Genomic DNA, 17,024 nt, shown 5'->3' on the forward strand with positions numbered 1-17,024 from the left:
TGTAAGGCCGGTGAAGGTGGGGCGGGGAAAGCGTGAGCGTCGAGGTCTACCGGGACGAGTGGGGCATCCCCCATCTCCGTGCTGACAGCGTGCGGGAACTGGCCCACGCCCAGGGGCGCAACGCCGCTGCCGACCGGGGCTGGCAGATCGAGGTCGAGCGGCACCGCTCACAGGGCACGTCCGCCGCCTTCCTCGGCCCGGAGGCCGCCGGCTGGGACCGGTTCGCCCGGCAGGCCCGTATCGACGACACGGCCCGGCGCTGCTACCGCGCCCTCGACGAGGAGACGCGCGGCTGGCTCGACGCGTACGTGGCCGGGGTCGACGCCGGACTGCGTGAACTCGGCGGCGCCGCACCGGAGTTCGCCCGCGCCGGCCTCGAACCCGGCCGGTGGCGGCCCTGGACGCCCCTCGGCATCTGGCTCTCCACCCACATCCTGTTCACCGGCCTCCCCGGCAAGCTCTGGCGCGACGAGGTCGTACGCCGCATCGGGCCCGGAGCCGTCGGCCTCTTCGCCACGGACGGCCCCGGCACCTCCGGCAGCAACGGCTGGCTCGTCACCGGCGACCGCACCGCCACCGGCGGCCCCCTGATCGCGGGCGACCCGCACCGCTACATCGAGGACCCGGGCGTCTACCAGCAGATACGGCTCGCCTGCCCGGAGTACGACGTCGTGGGCCTCGCCGTCCCCGGCGTACCCGGCATCGGTCACTTCGGCCACACCGGCACCGTCGCCTGGGCGATCACCAACGCGATGGCCGACTACCAGGACCTGTACCGGGAGCGGCTGCGGCGGCTTCCGGACGGCGGCGTGGAGGCGCTCGGGCCCGACGGGTGGCGGCCCGCGTTCCGCAGCGTGGAGACCTTCGAGGTGGCGGGCGCGCCGCCGCAGGAGGTCGAGGTCGTCGAGACCGAGCGCGGGACGGTCGTCATCGGCGGGCCCGACGAGGGCGAGGGCATCGCGCTGCGCCAGCCGCCTCGCGTACGCGAGGACTTGGGGTTCGCCGCGCTGCCCGCCCTGCTCCGCGCCCGCACCGTCGCCGACGTGGACCGGGCCTTCGACCGCTGGGCCGAGCCCGTCAACGTCGTCCAGGCCGCCGACACCGAGGGCGGTCTCCTGCACCGCGTCGCGGGCGCCGTGCCCGAGCGCGACCCCGAGAACCTGCTGCGCGTCGTCCCCGCCCACGAGCCCCGGCACGCCTGGCGCGGCCTGCGCGAGCTGCCCCGCGAGCCGGTCGGCACCGTCGCGGTCATGGCGAACCAGCGGGGCCTCGCCGCGCCCCTCGGTATCGAGTTCGCGCCGCCGCACCGGGCGGACCGCATACGGGAACTGCTCGACGCGCACGACGTGTGGACGGCTCCCGGCATGGCCGCCGTCCACACCGACACCCGCCTCGCCTCCGCCCGTCCGCTGCTCGACCTCGTGGCCCGCCTCGACGGCATCGGCCCCGATGCCGAGGCGCTGACGAAGCGGCTGCTCGCCTGGGACCGGCACATGGACGCGGACAGCGCGGACGCCGCCGCGTACGCGCGGGTGCGGGCGGCGGTCGTGCGGAAGCTGGCCGCGCACCCGGCGTTCGCGCCGCTCACGGGGATGGGGGAGGCGTACCCGGAGGTCTTCCGGCCGTGGCTGGCCCTCGCGCCGCGCATCGCGTACGCGCTGGAGACTCTGCTGACCACCGATCAATTCCCGGATGTCGACCGGGAGACGGTCGTCCGCGAGGCGGTCGAGGAAGCCGCCGCGGCGACGGCGGCCGGGGAGACCTGGGGCGACCGGCACCGGCTCGCCGCCTGGCGGGCACTGCCTGAGGACGGCGACGAGGCCGCTCCGGGCCTGCCCGGCGACCACGACTGCGTCCTGTCCACGTCGAGCGTGCCCGGCGTCACCGACCTCAGCGCCCGCGGCCCGGCCGCCCGCTACGTGTGGGACGTCGCCGACCGTGCGAACAGCCTGTGGGTCGTACCTCTCGGCGCCTCAGGAATCCCCGGCTCCCCGCACCGCCGCGACCAGCTCCCCCTGTGGCTGCGGGGCGGCCTGGTCCCCGTGATCACCGACTGGAACCGCCTCACCGAGGAGACCCCCATGCGCGAGAGCACCGTGTACGAGCGGACCGTCGAAGGGTTCGGCACCGTCCGTGTCGCCCCCGTCGACCCCGTCGCCGACCTCGACGTGATCCACGGCTGGGTGCGCGAGGAGCGCGCCCGGTTCTGGGGCATGGAGGGCGCGAGCCGCGAGCAGGTGCGTGAGACGTACGAACACCTCGACTCGCTCACCACGCACCACGCCCACCTCGTCCGCCTCGACGGCGAACCCGTCGCGCTCTTCCAGACGTACGAGCCCGAGGCCGACCGGGTCAGCGAGTGCTACGAGGTCGAGGACGGCGACATCGGCGTGCACTTCCTGATCGCCCCGGCCGCCGGCGGAGCCGTCCGCGGCTTCACCGGAGCGCTCATGACCGTCCTCGTCGCGTACGCGCTCGAAGGGCACGGCAAGCGGCGGATCGTGGTCGAGCCCGACGCGCGCAACACGAAGGCCGTCGCGCTCCTGGAGCGCGCGGGCTTCGCACTCGGCCCCGAGATCGTGCTCCCGGAGATCGACCTGCCGGAGGTGTTCCTCCCCGAGAAGCGGGCCCGGATCGCGTTCCTCGAGCGCTGACGGCCCGCGGGCTCAGCCCCGTACGAGCAGGATCACCGAGGCGGTGACGCCGACCACGACGATCACCGCGCGCAGGACCGCCGGGGGCAGCCTGCGGCCGAACCTCGCGCCGGTCAGGCCGCCCAGCGTGGAGCCGACGGCGATCACCGCGGCCGCCACCCAGTCGACGTCGGCGACGGCGATGAAGACGACCGCCGCGACCCCGTTCACGATCGAGGCCAGGACGTTCTTCGCCGCGTTGAGGCGCTGGAGGTCGTCCTGGAGGAAGCTGCCGAACATGCCCATGAGCAGCACGCCCTGGGCGGCGCCGAAGTAGCCGCCGTAGACGCCCGTCCCCAGCACGCCGAGCCACATGGGGACGCCGCCGTCGGTGCGCGTCGCCGTGGCCTGGCGCTCCTTCGACCAGCGGCTGAGCCGGGGCTGGAGCACGACGAGGACACAGGCGGCCAGGATGAGGACGGGCACCACCGAGGTGAACGCGTCGGCCGGCAGCTTCAGCAGCAGGAGCGCGCCCGTGAGGCCGCCGATCAGCGAGGCCGTGCCGAAGCGGAGCAGCCGCTTGCGCTGCCCCTTCAGCTCGCGCCGGTAGCCGTACGCGGCGCTGAGCACGCCCGGTACGAGGCCGATGTTGTTCGACACGTTGGCGAGCACCGGCGGATAGCCGAACGCGAGGAGCGTAGGGAAGGTGATGAGCGTTCCGGAGCCGACCACCGCGTTGATCGCGCCGGCGGCGACACCGGCCGCTCCGACGGCCACTGCTTCAAGTGCATCCACGCCCGAGATCGTTTCGGAGCCCGAGATCCAAGTCAATCCTAGGAATTACTTGAGAAGCACCAAGCTCTGGCTTGGAAGGGGACGGCATGGCTACGTTGGCGCCGTGACCCTCGACGATCTCCGTGTCTACGTCGCCGTGTGCGCGGCGGGCAGCCTCAGCGCCGTCGCCCGCGACCTCTCCTGTACGCAGTCGGCGGTGAGCCAGCACATCCGCCGCCTCGAACGGGAGGCGGGCGTCAGCCTCCTCGAACGGCACGCCCGCGGTGTCCTGCCGACCCCCGCCGGGCGCGTCCTGCAGACCGCGGCCGCCGAGGGCATCGCAGGCATCGACGACGCGCTGCGCCGCCTGCGCGACCTGGCCCGCGGCGAGAGCGGCGCGGTGCGCGTCACCACGGGCGCGACGACCGTGCGCCACTTCATGTCCGAGGCCATCGTCGGCTTCCGGCGCCGCCACCCCCGGGCGAGCCTGGAATTCCAGACGGTCAGCTCCAGCCACAGTGCCTACGAGGCGCTCGCCGCGCACGACCTCGACCTCGCGTGGGTCACCATCGGCGCTCCGGAACGCGGCGTCGAGCAGCGCCCCGTCGTCGAACTCCCCTGGGTCCTCGCCGTGCGTCCCGACGATCCGCTGGCCGGCCGGACCCGGATCGGCCCCGACGACCTGGCCGCCGCCCATCTCATCCGGCCGCCCGAACAGTCCACGTCGCGCTCCCATCTCGACCGGCACTTCACCGGGCTCGGGATCACCAGGACGGCCGGGTCCGACGCGGGCGTCGCCGACTGGGCCACCGCCGTGCACCTCGCCGAACTGGGCCTCGGCCACGCACTCGTCCCCGAACTGCCCGGCTGGCGAGATCCGGACCGCTCCGGCGGCCCGGTCCTCGTCCCCGTACCGGACCTGCCGCCCCTCGCCGTCGGCTGGGCGGTGCGGCGCTGGGCCACGCTCACCCCGCTGGCGAGGGCCTTCGCCGACCTGGTGGCGGAGCACTGCGGGAGGTAGGGGCTTCACGCGCCTGTGGCGGGGGGCCGGTCTCCGGGGGACGCTGGAAGCATGACCACGACGTACGACCTGAACGCTCTCGCCGACAAGCACGTCGCCGCAGCCCGGACCTCCCCCCACGGCCGCAGCGCGCATCTCCTGCTCCGCGAGGAGACCCTCCGCCAGAGCGTGATCGCCCTGACGGCGGGCGAGGTCCTGGAGGAGCACAACGCGCCGCCCGCCGCGACGCTCCAGATCCTGCGGGGCGAGATCGTGCTGACGGCGGTCTCGGGCGACGTGACGCTCACGGAGGGCCGGCTCCACGCGCTCCCGCAGGAGCGGCACGGCCTGCGCGCGGTCACGGACGCGGCGGTGCTGCTGACGGCGGTCAACGACTGAGGGGCGCCCGCCGCTCCCGGACACTTCGGCGGGCGCCGAACCGTTCCGCGCCTAGCGTGGGCCGCATGGTCTTCAAAGCCCTGCACCACGACCCCGGCGGCCCCCTCCTCCTCCCGAACGCCTGGGACCACGCCTCCGCCGCCGCGCTCGCCGGGCAGGGGTTCGCCGCGATCGGTACGACGAGCCTCGGCGTGGCCGCCGCGGCCGGGCTCCCCGACGGCCACGCAGCCACCCGCGAGGAGACCCTGCGCCTGGCCCGCCGCCTGGGCGGGGGAGCGTTCCTGCTGTCCGTGGACGCGGAGGGCGGCTTCAGCGACGACCCGGCCGAGGTCGCCGTCCTCGCCCGTGAGCTGGCGCGGGCGGGCGCGGTGGGGATCAACCTGGAGGACGGCAGGGCCGACGGCACCCTCACCCCGGCCGCCGTCCACGCGGCGAAGATCGCCGCGGTCAAGGCCGCCGTACCGGACCTGTTCGTCAACGCCCGCACGGACACGTACTGGCTCCCGGACCCGCGGACCGCGCCGGAGCCGGAGACCCGGCACCGGCTCGACGCCTACCGGCAGGCGGGCGCCGACGGCGTCTTCGTACCGGGCCTGACCGACCCGGCCGCGATCCAGGACCTCGTGGCGTACCTGCGCCCGTCCGGTGTCCCCCTCAACATCCTCTACTCCCCCACAGGCCCCACCGTCCCTGAGCTCGCCGCCCTGGGCGTGCGCCGGGTCAGCCTCGGCTCGCTCCTGTTCCGCGCGGCACTCGGCGCCGCGGTCGCGGCGGCGCTCGACGTACGGGCGGGCCGGTACGTCGCGGACCCCGCGGCGCCGACGTACGGCGAGGTCCAGGAGCTGAGCGGCGGTGGGGACGCCGCGGAAATATGATGAAGCCGGGGTTTTCCGTATCCGGAGCGGTCCATGACGCAGCGTCGTCCCAGCCAGCCCGAGAGCGCCGACGACCTGCTGACCAGGCTCGGCCGCCTGGCCGCACAGGCACGCGTCGGGGCGGAACTCCAGCACGCGCGGGTCGAACTTGCGGAAGCCCTCCAGCGCGAGATGCTCCCCGTCTCCCTGCCGGCCCTGCCGGGACTGCGGACGGCCGCCAGATACTCGCCGGCCCGCCACGGACTGGACATCGGCGGGGACTGGTACGACGCCTTCGCCACCCCCGACGGCGCCCTCGGGTTCTCCATCGGTGACGTACAGGGCCATGACGTCGAGGCCGCCGCCTTCATGGGGCAGATCCGCATCGCCCTGCGTGCGGTGGCCGCCTTCGCCCCGGACCCCGGCGAGGCGCTCGCCCAGGCCAACGACCTGCTGCTGTCGATGCACCGCGATCTCTTCGCGACCTGCAGCTTTCTCCGCTTCGACCCGACGACCTGGGTACTGGAGTCCGCCCGTGCGGGCCACGTCCCCGCCGTCTGGGCCACGGTCGACGGCCGGTACGGCATCTCGGTGGACGAAGGCGGGCTGCCGCTGGGCATGCTGCCCGGGTCCAGCTACCCCGTCACCCGGCACCGCCTCTCGACGGCGGGCGCGTACGTCCTGGTCACCGACGGCGTGGTCGAAGGTCCCTCGTTCCCGATCGAGGCGGGCCTGGAACGGGTGGCCCGGGTCGTCGCGGCCGGGGCGGGCGCCGAACCCGCGGAACTGGCCGCCGCGGTGATGAAGGTCGCCGACTGCACCGGCCACCAGGACGACTCCGCGGTACTGGTCCTGCGCCACGACCCGCCACCGGCGGTCCTGCCCGGGTGACAGCGGGCCCCCGGCGGCGTGTGCCACGCTCCGCCACGGGACGGGAGTGATTATGTGATCCGGTGGTGCGCACCGAGGAACTCCGTCGCCTCTCCGAGACCCTGCTGCGGGTCCTCGCCGTCGCCGCCGCCTACTACGCGACCGGCCGGGTCGGCATGTGGCAGCGGATCGTCCTCGAAGGCGCGGTCGTCACCCCGCTCTGGCTCCCGACCGGCGTCGCCGTCACCTGCCTGCTCTGGATGGGCCTGCGGATCTGGCCGGGCATCGCGCTCGGCGCCTTCATGCTCATCGAGTCGATCGGCCCCTTCGGCCCGTCCGACCTCGCGATCGTCGCCGCGAACACTCTCGCCCCGGTGTGTGCCTACCTGCTGCTGCGCAAGGTCGGCTTCCGCATCGAGATGGACCGGCTGCGGGACGGGGTCGCCCTGGTCTTCCTGGGCGGACTCCTGCCGATACTCCTCAGCGCCACCGTCGGTGCGGGCGTGCTGGCGCTCTCCGGCAAACTGGCGTGGAGCGTGTTCTGGCCGGTGTGGGCGGCGTGGTGGGCCGGTGACGCGATGGGCGTACTCGTCGGCACCCCGCTGCTGATCGCGCTGAGCAGGGCCCGGCCCCCCTGGAACACCCGCCGGTGGCCGGAGGCCGCGGCCCTGGTGGTCGCCGCCGTCGTCATCACACCCGTGGCCACGAGAAGCGCCCTCGCCCTGCTCTTCCTCGTCTTCCCGCTGCTCACGTGGGCGGCGCTGCGCTTCCAGCTCGCGGGGGCGGCGCCGTGCGTGCTGTTCGTGTCCGTACTGGGGATCTCGGCGGCCACCGACCACGTCGGCCCGTTCGGCCACCACACCCTCTTCGAGGTCATGGTCAACCTCCAGGCACTCAACGGCTCGGCCGCGCTCACCGGGCTCCTGCTCGCGGCGATGGTCACCGAACAGAAGAACATCCGCCGGAAGATCGAGCAGGCGGTCAGCGATCTGACGGAAGTGGTGGAACACCTGGCGGCGCCGCCGCGGCGGGAGGAATGACGTAGCCGGGGTCAGCCGCGGTCGACCGGGCCCGAGGGGTCTTCGGGGACCCGCCGGTGGTGCTTGCGGCTCCGTCTGCCGACTCCTGGCATGACATCGCTGAAGGTGTGCGAGGCGATGCGTGCGTCGTGCCGGGCGTTGATCCGGTGGATCAGGCGCATGCCCATGAGGGTCACGAGAACGATGGCGCCGATGAGGATGATCGCCTCCATGGCCGTCACCTCCCGCTCTCCACTGCTTTAACCGTAACTCCGGCCGCCGCAGGTCGCGCCCGCCGCGACGCGCGTGGGCGCGGCCCCCGGGGTTACCGTGAAGCTACGACGGCATCGCGCCGGTCGACGCCCGCCCCGTCATCGGTACGGCCCGGTGGGCGTCGGCCGTACGACCGAGGCGGGCGAACCACCATGGCTGAATCCGACACCCCCCACCAGCCCCCACTGCTTCTGCCGGACGCGGCCCGACAAGGGGCCGAACCCGCAACGGCCCCGCTGAGGCTGGAGACCACCCAGTCCCGCGAAGCGCTCCTCGACGGCGCATGGTGGCCCCGCTCCCACAACATCGTGGCCGAGCTGCCCGCCCTGATCACGGAGTTGACCTCACGCCTCGGCCCCATCGCACGGGTCGGACTCGACTCCGCCGCCTGGGAGGAACTCCCGACCCGCCTGATCATCGACGACCGAGTCGTGCATCTCGACGCCCACGAGGTCGGCGACGGTACCGCCCTCCTCACCCGCGGCGACGGGGACTACTTCGTCCTGCTGGTCGTGCCTCCCGAGTCGGAGCCCGCGGCGGCCCGCGCCGTGATGGCCCGCGCGGTCCACGACGACAACATCACCGAGGCCGCACAACTCCTCGTCGCCGACCCCGACGAACCCTGAGCCGGGAAACGCCGTGCGCGCCCCGGTCAGGCGTGACGGGTCGCGAGGACGCAGAACTCGTTCCCCTCCGGGTCGGTGAGTGGGACCCAGCTCACATCGCCCTGCCCGACGTCGACGTGCCGGGCGCCGAGGTCGAGCAGGCGACGGACCTCTTCGTCCTGCTCCCTGTCGGTCGGATTGACGTCGATGTGGAGCCTGTTCTTGACGGTCTTGCCCTCGGGCACACGCGCGAAGGTCAACGCCGGTGGCACCGGGCCGGGGCGGTCCTTGCCTTCAGGCGCCGCGGGCGAGCCGATGGTGACCAGTCCGTCCTCCTCGTCCTGCACCTCGTAGCCGAGGACAGAGCACCAGAACCGGGCGAGAGCGCGGGGATCGGCACAGTCGATCGCGAGCTCGGTGAACTTACTGGTCATGTCAGGACCTCCCAGTCGGGTGTCCGGCCACGCAATCACAGAACGTCGAAGGGCCCCACCGCAAGCGGTGGGGCCCTTCGACGTATTGCCCGGTGAGAGCAATGGCGGAGGATACGAGATTCGAACTCGTGAGGGGTTGCCCCCAACACGCTTTCCAAGCGTGCGCCCTAGGCCACTAGGCGAATCCTCCGCCGCAAACAATACAAGACGTTGGGGGGTGCTCGCGAACATGATCCGGGGGCGGTGATCGGCCGGGGACCGGGCTCGTGATTCGGGCCGGGCATCCGCTACTGTGGAGCCCAGCCCCTCACGTGGCGCTATCTGACTGAACTCCCCCAGGGCCGGAAGGCAGCAAGGGTAGGTCGGCTCTGGCGGGTGCGTGAGGGGCGTCTTGCGTTCCGGGGCGGTTCGCCCTCGGCGGCCGTGGTTGTCAGTGGGCGCCTATAACCTCGTATACGTGTCGTCTCTCGCGCTCTACCGCCGCTATCGCCCGGAGTCGTTCGCCGAGGTCATCGGGCAGGAACATGTGACCGACCCGCTGCAGCAGGCGCTGCGGAACAACCGGGTCAATCACGCGTACCTGTTCAGTGGCCCGCGCGGCTGCGGCAAGACGACGAGCGCGCGCATCCTCGCGCGGTGTCTGAACTGCGAGCAGGGGCCCACCCCGACGCCGTGCGGCGAGTGCCAGTCCTGCCGCGACCTGGCGAGGAACGGTCCGGGTTCGATCGACGTCATCGAGATCGACGCCGCTTCGCACGGTGGTGTGGACGACGCCCGTGACCTGCGCGAAAAGGCCTTCTTCGGGCCCGCGAGCAGCCGCTACAAGATCTACATCATCGACGAGGCCCACATGGTCACGTCGGCGGGCTTCAACGCCCTTCTGAAGGTCGTCGAGGAGCCCCCGGAGCACCTCAAGTTCATCTTCGCCACCACTGAGCCCGAGAAGGTCATCGGGACGATCCGGTCGCGTACGCACCACTACCCCTTCCGCCTCGTGCCGCCCGGGACGCTCCGGGACTACCTCGGAGAGGTCTGCGGCAAGGAGGACATCCCCGTCGCTGAGGGTGTGCTGCCGCTGGTCGTGCGGGCCGGCGCCGGTTCCGTGCGTGACTCCATGTCCGTCATGGACCAGCTGCTCGCCGCCGCGGCCGAGGACGGTGTGACGTATGCCATGGCGACGTCCCTCCTCGGGTACACGGACGGTTCGCTCCTCGACTCCGTGGTGGAGGCCTTCGCCTCGGGTGACGGCGCGGCCGCCTTCGAGGTCGTCGACCGCGTCATCGAGGGGGGCAACGACCCGCGCCGGTTCGTCGCCGACCTCCTGGAGCGGCTGCGGGACCTGGTGATCCTGGCCGCCGTCCCGGACGCGGCCGAGAAGGGCCTCATCGACGCCCCCGTGGATGTCGTCGAGCGGATGCAGGCCCAGGCCGGCGTCTTCGGCGGCGCCGAGCTCAGCCGCGCCGCGGACCTGGTCAACGAGGGGCTCACGGAGATGCGGGGCGCCACCTCGCCCCGCCTTCAGCTCGAGCTGATCTGCGCGCGCGTGCTGCTGCCCGCCGCGTACGACGACGCCCGCTCCGTGATGGCCAGGCTCGACCGGCTGGAGCGCGGCGGCCACTTCGCACCCGCCGGACAGGGCTCCGGTCCTGCCATGGGGTACGTGCCCGCGCCCGACGCCCACCCCGGTGCGGCCGCGCAGGTCCCCGCGGGCGGCGGTCCCGCCGCTGCCCGGGCCGCGGTGCGGGGGCCCGGACCGGGCGGCGAGAGCGCGCCCGCGCCTGCTGCTCCCGCGCCTGCTGCCCCCGCGCCTGCTGCTCCGGCGCCCGCTCCTGCCCCGGCTCCTGCTGTTCAGGCCGCGCCCGCACCGCAGGTGTCCGCTCCCGCCGCTCCCGCCGAACCCGCGCCCGCGGCGCCGCCCGCCGGGGCCGCACCCGGCGCATGGCCCACCGCCGCCCCGGCTGGTGGCGGCAGGCGCCCCGGCGGGTGGCCCACGGCCGCGCCCACCGGCGGAGGCGCCGGTGGAGGCCAGCCCTCCGCCGCGGCGCCCACGCCGCCCCCCGCCCAGCCCCAGCCGCAGGCACCCGCTCAGCCCCCCGCCGCGGCACCGCCCGCCGCCGGAGGGCTCGACCCGCGCAGCCTGTGGCCGAACATCCTCGAAGTGGTCAAGAACAAGCGCCGCTTCACCTGGATCCTGCTCAGCCAGAACGCGCAGGTGACCGGCTTCGACGGCACGACCCTCCAGCTCGGCTTCCTGAACGCCGGAGCCCGGGACAACTTCGCGAGCAGCGGCAGCGAAGACGTCCTGCGGACAGCGCTGGCCGAGCAGTTCGGCGTCCACTGGAAGGTCGAGGCGGTCGTCGACCCCTCGGGCGGCGGCGGTGGCGGCGGCCAGGCACCGCCCCCCGCCCCGGGCGGCGGCTATCCGGGCCACGGCGGCGGTGGCGCTCCCGCAGCCCCGACCTCGCCGCGCCCGCCGGCCCCGCAGGCCCAGGCCCCGGCAGCGCCGAGACCCCCTGACCGGTCCGCCCCGCAGGCGTCCGCACCCGCCCCGGCTCCCGCGCCGAGACCGGCCGCCCCGGAGCCGCCCCCGGTCTCCATCGAGGACGACATCCCGGCGGACGACGACCCCGACCTCGACGAGTCGGTCCTCTCCGGCCACGACCTGATCGTCCGCGAGCTCGGCGCGACGGTCGTCGAGGAGTTCACGAACGAGTAGGCGGCGGCAGCAGGGGTCAGGCGGCCGCGCCCGCGCAGAGCAGTCCCGCCCACGGGGAGCAGTGCCCACCGGGCCGCACCCCCCGCCCCCGGAATGCCGCCGGACCGGGCCCCGGCACCCCGTCTCATGGAGAAACGCACGAACCCCCAGCGCCCCCGTGCTCGGCGGCCCGTACAAGAGCACACCGGCCCGCCGCCTATGCTGGCTGGCGTGAAGGTCCTTGTCATCGGCAGCGGCGCCCGCGAACACGCCCTGTGCCGCTCACTGTCCCTCGACCCCGACGTCACCGCGCTGCACTGCGCGCCCGGCAACGCAGGAATCGCCGAGGTCGCCGAGCTGCACCCGGTCGACGCCCTCGACGGCGTCGCCGTGGCCCGGCTGGCCGGTGAGCTGGCCGCCGACCTCGTCGTGGTCGGTCCGGAGGCACCCCTTGTCGCAGGGGTCGCCGACGCCGTACGCGCCGCGGGCATCCCCTGCTTCGGCCCCTCCGGGGAAGCCGCACAGCTGGAGGGTTCCAAGGCGTTCGCCAAGGACGTGATGGCGGGGGCCGGCGTGCCCACCGCCCGCTCGTACGTCTGCACCACCCCGGACGAGGTCGACGAGGCGCTCGACGCCTTCGGCGCCCCGTACGTGGTCAAGGACGACGGGCTCGCGGCCGGCAAGGGCGTCGTCGTGACCGACGACCTCGAGGCCGCTCGCGCGCACGCCAACGCCTGTGACCGCGTCGTCATCGAGGAGTTCCTCGACGGCCCCGAGGTGTCGCTCTTCGCGATCACCGACGGCGTGACCGTCGTCCCCCTCCAGCCCGCGCAGGACTTCAAGCGCGCGCTCGACGGCGACGCGGGCCCCAACACCGGTGGCATGGGAGCCTATTCGCCGCTGCCGTGGGCCGACCCGAAGCTCGTCGACGAGGTCATGGAGACGGTCCTCCAGCCGACCGTCGACGAACTGCGCCGCCGCGGCACGGCCTTCTCGGGTCTGCTGTACGCGGGACTCGCGATCACCTCGCGCGGCGTACGCGTCATCGAGTTCAACGCCCGGTTCGGCGACCCGGAGACCCAGGTCGTCCTGGCCCGCCTCAAGACCCCGCTCGCGGGCGTCCTCCTCGCCTCGGCCGACGGCACGCTCGCGGACCTGCCGCCCCTGCGCTGGAGCGACGAGGCGGCCGTGACCGTGGTCGTGGCCTCCCACAACTACCCGGAGACGCCGCGCACCGGCGACCCCATCACCGGGCTCGCCGACGTGGCCGCGCAGGATGCGCCCCACGCGTACGTCCTGCACGCCGGGACGAAGCGGGACGGGGACGCCGTCGTCAGCGCCGGCGGCCGCGTGCTCTCGGTGACCGCGACCGGCTCGGACCTCACGCAGGCCCGCGTACGCGCCTACGCGGCGCTGTCGCGCATCGGCCTCGACGGCTCGCAGCACCGCACCGACATCGCGGCGAAGGCGGCCGCGGAGGCCTGACCGGAAGCCTCACCTGCGTGAACCTCAGGCCCTTGATCCGAAGCGGATCAGGGGCCTGAATGTCATCCACCTCTACCCAAAGCCATTCCATCGAGTGACCGCTCGGCCATCCGGCTGACGATGCCTTGTGCCCCAACTAGGGTGCGGCGCATGCGTTCCGGCACTTGGCCCACCGGCATTGCGATGTCAGTGACGGGTGCCACAGTGGGGGAGTGGACAACGCCATGAGTGCAGGCAACATAGGCAGCAGGGGGTGACGTCGGTCGTGTCCGGTATGGGTGCGGAGGTGGGCGCGCAGGCCGCGCGCTCCCGGGCTCTCGCGGTGCTGCGCGTCCGCGGCAGAGCGCTGGCCGTCGCCCTGCTGCCCGCGGCCTTCGCGGTCGTGCTGACCGCGGGCGCCACCACCGGGCACATGGGCGGCGACGGCTGGCGGACGGCGCGGTGGATCGTCACGGTCGTCGCCCTGGTCGTCCTGGCCGCGGCGGCGGGCATCGCCCTCGTGGTGGCCCGCGCCCGCCCGGCGGTCAGCCCGACGGTGCCGATCGCCGAGGAGCGGGCCCCGGATCTCTACCGCCTGGTGCGCGATCTGGCCGACCGGCTCGACGTTCCGGCCCCCTCGGCCATAGCGCTCACCCCGGACTGCGACAGCTGGCTGGAGGACCGTACGCATCCCGCGCACGGACCGCCCAGACCCAAGGACGACGAGGGCCGGATCCCACGTGACGCCGACGACCCGGGGATCCGGGGCGGCGCGGGCAGAGGCCGGGTGCCCGCCGCGCCCGTCCTGGTCATCGGCTCCCCCTTCCTGTGGTGGATGCGCGTGGGCGAGCTGCGCGCCGTACTCGCCCCGGTCGTCGCCGGTACGGGGCCGTCGGCGCACCCGGACATAGCTGCCGCGCGCCGCTTCGTACGGGGCCTGGACGCGGCGGTCGCCGTCGCCGCGGCGCCCGGTCGCGGACCGCTGGGGAGAGCGGTCCTCGGTTGCGTCGGCTGGGTCGTGCGCCTGCTCCTTCGCAGCTGCCGGGATCACGCGGGCGAGATGGAGCGCGGGGTCGCCGCGGCCGCCGCCGAGCGCGCACAGACTGTGGACTACGGCGTGCGGATCGTCGCCCAGGAGCAGGTGGGCCTGGCCTACGCGGGCTGGGACCGGCTCCTCACCCGGGTCGCGCTGCCCGCCTGGCGCATGGGGCGCTGGCCCTCCCGTCTGGACGTGGGCGTCGTCGCCGCCCTCACCGAGCTGTCCCGGCGCGATCGCCTCGCCGAGGGCTTCGCCTCCCGGCTCGGGGAGCGGCCCGCCTGCGATCTGCTGGAGGAGCCGGGCACGGTGGACGAGGCGGCGTCGCTGCTCGCGGCCCGGCTGTTCCACGGAGGCCCCGCCGAGCCGGGCCCCGACTGGGCGCCGGTCGACTGGCAGGAGTATCCGGACGAGGTCGTGGACCGTAAGTGGCGCATGGACGCCGCGCGCCTGCACCGCGTCCTCGACGCACTGGGCGTACGCCGCTCCGCGGATCCCACGTCCCCCGACCCCGAGGGCCCGACACTCGCCCGGGTGATGGACCACCTCGCGACGGCGACGCGCGCCGGGGACTCCGTGGGACCCGTGGCCCCCGTGGACCCGGACGATCCCACCGTGCCCGCCGAGGACCTCACCGTCGCCGCCGGCACCGACCCCACCGTCTCCCCCGACGACGACGCCACCACCCTCGAGGACCTCGAAGAGGCCGAGGACCGAGAGGACACCCCCACCGCTCGGCTCGCCGCCGGCCTGAGTGCCGAGTCGGCCCGCGAGGAGAGCGAGCGCCCCGCCCCGCCCGCGCCCGCCGCCGGACAGGGGCCCGACGGCGCGCTGTGGGGCGAGGCCATGCTCCCGCTCTTCCCGCTCCAACCACCCCGTACGGGACGCGAGTTGGTGGCCGATCACGTCACGGCGATGGTGTGCTGCGCCGCCGTGGACACGGCCGGAGCCGCCCCCGGCCTCGACTGGCTGGACGGCCCCTCGCTCCTGGTCGACGGCGAGCGCGCCAAGGACCTGACCCCGCGAGTCCTGAGCCTCGTGGAAGAGGGAGACCCGGAGCCTCTGCGTGCCTGGCTCGCCCGCCTCGGCATCCGCCCGGAGAAGCCGGTCCGGCTGGTGTAGCCCGCGACGGCAATCGCGGCACACCCGCATCCCGCGCCTCGCGCATCCGCACCGCCCACGCCCCCACCTCCGGAGGTCCACGTTCCGTTCACGTCAATTCGCGACGAACGGTGACGGAGTGCGTGCGTAATGTGATGTGCTGGGGCCGGTCGCTGACAGACGGAGCGCACAAGGGCTCGGGGGAGCGAGGGAGGGAAGCGGGCATGGGGCCGGAACGGGAGGGGCAGAAGGCCGGACGGCCGGAACGCGCGCGGTCACCCCGCACCATCCGCCGCTGGGAGTCGGGCGCGCTCGCCCACGCCGTGAGCGACCCCTTCGGCCAGGGCCCCCTGCCGTGGCTGCGCGGCAGCGAGCACTACTTCGACGACACGGGCCAGGTGGTCCCCTGGTACGTCGACCACGTCCCCCAGCCCGGCGCGAGCACCATCGCGACCAGCATCCCGAGCCCCCGTACGGGCGGCCCCCGCATGGCCGACGACGTGCACCGCCAGATCAAGGGCTTCACGTCGACCGGAGCAGCCGCCCCCGGCGAGGCGATCGACTTCCACATCACGGTGGACCCGCCCCAGCAGTTCAGCGTCGACATCTACCGCATCGGCCACTACGGCGGCGACGGCGCCAGCAAGATCATCACCAGCCCGCGGCTCTCCGGCATCGTCCAGCCGCCCCCGCTCACCGCGGACCGCACGGTCTCCTGCCACCACTGGTGGCTGTCCTGGCGCCTGCAGATCCCGTCGTTCTGGAACGTGGGGGCGTACGTGGCCGTCCTCACCACCGTCGACGGCTACCGCTCGCACGTCCCGTTCACGGTCCGCGACAGCCGCCCCGCCGACCTCCTCCTGCTTCTGCCGGACGTGACCTGGCAGGCGTACAACCTCTACCCGGAGGACGGGCACACGGGGGCGAGTCTCTACCACGCGTGGGACGCGGAAGGGCGGCTGCTCGGCGAGGGTGACGCCGCGACGACGGTCTCCTTCGACCGCCCGTACGCCGGCGCGGGCCTCCCCCTGCACGTCGGCCACGCCTACGACTTCATCCGCTGGGCCGAGCGGTACGGCTACGACCTCGCGTACGCCGACGCCCGCGACCTGCACGCGGGCCGCATCGACCCGACCCGCTACCGGGGCCTCGTCTTCCCCGGCCACGACGAGTACTGGTCGACGCCGATGCGCCGCACCACCGAAGCGGCCCGCGAGCACGGCACCTCGCTCGTGTTCCTCTCCGCCAACACCATGTACTGGCAGGTGGAGCTGGGCCCGTCCCCGTCCGGTGTGCCGGACCGGCTGCTCACCTGCCACAAGCGCAGGGCACCCGGGAAGTCCGCCCTGTGGCGCGAGATCGACCGCCCCGAGCAGCAGCTCATGGGCATCCAGTACGCGGGCCGCGTCCCCGAGCCGCACCCCCTCGTCGTGCGGAACGCGGACCACTGGCTGTGGGAGGCCACCGGGGCGCACGAGGGCGACGAGATCGACGGCCTGGTCGCCGGCGAGGCCGACCGCTACTTCCCGCGCACCGCGCTGCCCGAGCACGAGGACCGCATCCTGCTCGCCCACTCGCCCTACCGCGACGGCGAGCGGGCGCCGCGCCACCAGGAGACGTCCCTGTACCGGGCGCCGTCCGGATCGCTGGTCTTCGCGTCCGGCACGTTCGCCTGGTCCCCGGCGCTCGACCGCCCGGGCCACGTCGACCCGCGGATCCAGCGCGCGACGGCCAACCTCCTCGACCGGATCTGCAAACGCGTCTGACCCGTCCCGCCCCGACGCTGCCGCACCCGTCGGACCCGTGGCCAAAACTCGTCCCCGTATGAGCGAGAATCAGGTGCACTCGTACATATCCACGGGGAGGA

At 73.8% G+C, this 17,024-nt stretch carries 14 protein-coding genes, 1 tRNA gene and 1 other RNA gene; 12 read left to right on the forward strand and 4 right to left on the reverse strand.

The features are described 5' to 3' along the window. The first annotated feature begins 32 nt into the window (after nucleotides 1-32). Nucleotides 33-2,654 (forward strand): GNAT family N-acetyltransferase, encoded by a 2,622-nt coding sequence (locus tag OHO83_RS24155; protein WP_266672146.1) that lies wholly within the window; start codon nucleotides 33-35, stop codon nucleotides 2,652-2,654. Nucleotides 2,655-2,666: 12 nt separating this feature from the next. Here OHO83_RS24155 and OHO83_RS24160 read toward each other — a convergent pair whose 3' ends face one another. Next, complete coding sequence (locus tag OHO83_RS24160) at nucleotides 2,667-3,428, reverse strand: sulfite exporter TauE/SafE family protein (RefSeq protein WP_266672144.1); 762 nt, start codon at nucleotides 3,426-3,428, stop codon at nucleotides 2,667-2,669. 103 nt (nucleotides 3,429-3,531) lie between these two features. On the opposite strand from OHO83_RS24160, the gene OHO83_RS24165 reads away from it, so the two are divergent. The 5 genes from OHO83_RS24165 to OHO83_RS24185 all read left to right on the forward strand — a co-directional run bounded on the left by OHO83_RS24165 (nucleotide 3,532) and on the right by OHO83_RS24185 (nucleotide 7,570). Then, nucleotides 3,532-4,428: a LysR family transcriptional regulator gene (locus tag OHO83_RS24165; protein WP_266672143.1), complete on the forward strand. Its 897-nt coding sequence runs from the start codon at nucleotides 3,532-3,534 to the stop codon at nucleotides 4,426-4,428. Nucleotides 4,429-4,479: 51 nt separating this feature from the next. Further along, nucleotides 4,480-4,806, forward strand: coding sequence for a cupin (locus OHO83_RS24170; RefSeq protein ID WP_266672142.1), 327 nt, complete (start codon nucleotides 4,480-4,482; stop codon nucleotides 4,804-4,806). Between the two features lie 65 nt (nucleotides 4,807-4,871). Continuing rightward, a complete protein-coding gene (locus OHO83_RS24175) occupies nucleotides 4,872-5,681 on the forward strand; it encodes an isocitrate lyase/PEP mutase family protein (protein ID WP_266672141.1) in 810 nt (269 codons plus the stop codon). A gap of 33 nt (nucleotides 5,682-5,714) precedes the next feature. After that, complete coding sequence (locus OHO83_RS24180; protein WP_266672140.1) at nucleotides 5,715-6,551, forward strand: PP2C family protein-serine/threonine phosphatase; 837 nt, start codon at nucleotides 5,715-5,717, stop codon at nucleotides 6,549-6,551. Between the two features lie 62 nt (nucleotides 6,552-6,613). Then, nucleotides 6,614-7,570, forward strand: a complete 957-nt coding sequence (locus OHO83_RS24185) for an MASE1 domain-containing protein (RefSeq protein WP_266672139.1) — start codon at nucleotides 6,614-6,616, stop codon at nucleotides 7,568-7,570. 11 nt (nucleotides 7,571-7,581) lie between these two features. Here the strand turns inward: OHO83_RS24185 and OHO83_RS24190 are convergent, their stop codons facing one another. Next, on the reverse strand, nucleotides 7,582-7,782 hold the full coding sequence (locus OHO83_RS24190; RefSeq protein WP_266672137.1) for a hypothetical protein: 201 nt from the start codon (nucleotides 7,780-7,782) through the stop codon (nucleotides 7,582-7,584). Between the two features lie 192 nt (nucleotides 7,783-7,974). Between OHO83_RS24190 and OHO83_RS24195 the strand changes: the two genes are divergently transcribed. After that, nucleotides 7,975-8,448 (forward strand): DUF5994 family protein, encoded by a 474-nt coding sequence (locus OHO83_RS24195; protein ID WP_266672135.1) that lies wholly within the window; start codon nucleotides 7,975-7,977, stop codon nucleotides 8,446-8,448. Between the two features lie 26 nt (nucleotides 8,449-8,474). Here the strand turns inward: OHO83_RS24195 and OHO83_RS24200 are convergent, their stop codons facing one another. Together OHO83_RS24200 and OHO83_RS24205 are read right to left on the reverse strand one after the other, a co-directional pair. Further along, complete coding sequence (locus tag OHO83_RS24200) at nucleotides 8,475-8,861, reverse strand: VOC family protein (protein WP_266672133.1); 387 nt, start codon at nucleotides 8,859-8,861, stop codon at nucleotides 8,475-8,477. Between the two features lie 102 nt (nucleotides 8,862-8,963). Continuing rightward, a tRNA-Ser gene (locus OHO83_RS24205) sits at nucleotides 8,964-9,051 on the reverse strand. Nucleotides 9,052-9,160: 109 nt separating this feature from the next. On the opposite strand from OHO83_RS24205, the gene ffs reads away from it, so the two are divergent. The 5 genes from ffs to OHO83_RS24230 all read left to right on the forward strand — a co-directional run bounded on the left by ffs (nucleotide 9,161) and on the right by OHO83_RS24230 (nucleotide 16,923). Continuing rightward, nucleotides 9,161-9,255: signal recognition particle sRNA small type (gene ffs / locus OHO83_RS24210), an RNA gene on the forward strand. A gap of 63 nt (nucleotides 9,256-9,318) precedes the next feature. Next, nucleotides 9,319-11,577: a DNA polymerase III subunit gamma and tau gene (locus tag OHO83_RS24215; RefSeq protein WP_266672131.1), complete on the forward strand. Its 2,259-nt coding sequence runs from the start codon at nucleotides 9,319-9,321 to the stop codon at nucleotides 11,575-11,577. A 210-nt stretch (nucleotides 11,578-11,787) separates the two neighbouring features. After that, the gene (gene purD / locus OHO83_RS24220) at nucleotides 11,788-13,041 is read left to right on the forward strand and encodes a phosphoribosylamine--glycine ligase (RefSeq protein WP_266672129.1); all 1,254 of its coding nucleotides are present in this window, start codon (nucleotides 11,788-11,790) and stop codon (nucleotides 13,039-13,041) included. A gap of 274 nt (nucleotides 13,042-13,315) precedes the next feature. Continuing rightward, nucleotides 13,316-15,178 (forward strand): hypothetical protein, encoded by a 1,863-nt coding sequence (locus OHO83_RS24225; protein WP_266676465.1) that lies wholly within the window; start codon nucleotides 13,316-13,318, stop codon nucleotides 15,176-15,178. Nucleotides 15,179-15,381: 203 nt separating this feature from the next. Continuing rightward, nucleotides 15,382-16,923, forward strand: a complete 1,542-nt coding sequence (locus OHO83_RS24230; RefSeq protein ID WP_266672127.1) for a N,N-dimethylformamidase beta subunit family domain-containing protein — start codon at nucleotides 15,382-15,384, stop codon at nucleotides 16,921-16,923. Nucleotides 16,924-17,024 lie beyond the last annotated feature (101 nt).

This window comes from Streptomyces sp. NBC_00569 (genome assembly GCF_036345255.1).
Lineage (GTDB): Bacteria > Actinomycetota > Actinomycetes > Streptomycetales > Streptomycetaceae > Streptomyces.

Excerpts from the sequence above, each read along its gene's own strand:
- OHO83_RS24170 (WP_266672142.1), top strand. The coding sequence starts at position 4,480 with ATGACCACGACGTACGACCTGAACGCTCTCGCCGACAAGCACGTCGCC.
- OHO83_RS24175 (WP_266672141.1), top strand. The coding sequence starts at position 4,872 with ATGGTCTTCAAAGCCCTGCACCACGACCCCGGCGGCCCCCTCCTCCTC.
- OHO83_RS24180 (WP_266672140.1), top strand. The coding sequence starts at position 5,715 with ATGACGCAGCGTCGTCCCAGCCAGCCCGAGAGCGCCGACGACCTGCTG.
- OHO83_RS24190 (WP_266672137.1), bottom strand. The coding sequence starts at position 7,782 with ATGGAGGCGATCATCCTCATCGGCGCCATCGTTCTCGTGACCCTCATG.
- OHO83_RS24195 (WP_266672135.1), top strand. The coding sequence starts at position 7,975 with ATGGCTGAATCCGACACCCCCCACCAGCCCCCACTGCTTCTGCCGGAC.
- OHO83_RS24200 (WP_266672133.1), bottom strand. The coding sequence starts at position 8,861 with ATGACCAGTAAGTTCACCGAGCTCGCGATCGACTGTGCCGATCCCCGC.
- OHO83_RS24225 (WP_266676465.1), top strand. The coding sequence starts at position 13,316 with ATGGGTGCGGAGGTGGGCGCGCAGGCCGCGCGCTCCCGGGCTCTCGCG.
- OHO83_RS24230 (WP_266672127.1), top strand. The coding sequence starts at position 15,382 with ATGGGGCCGGAACGGGAGGGGCAGAAGGCCGGACGGCCGGAACGCGCG.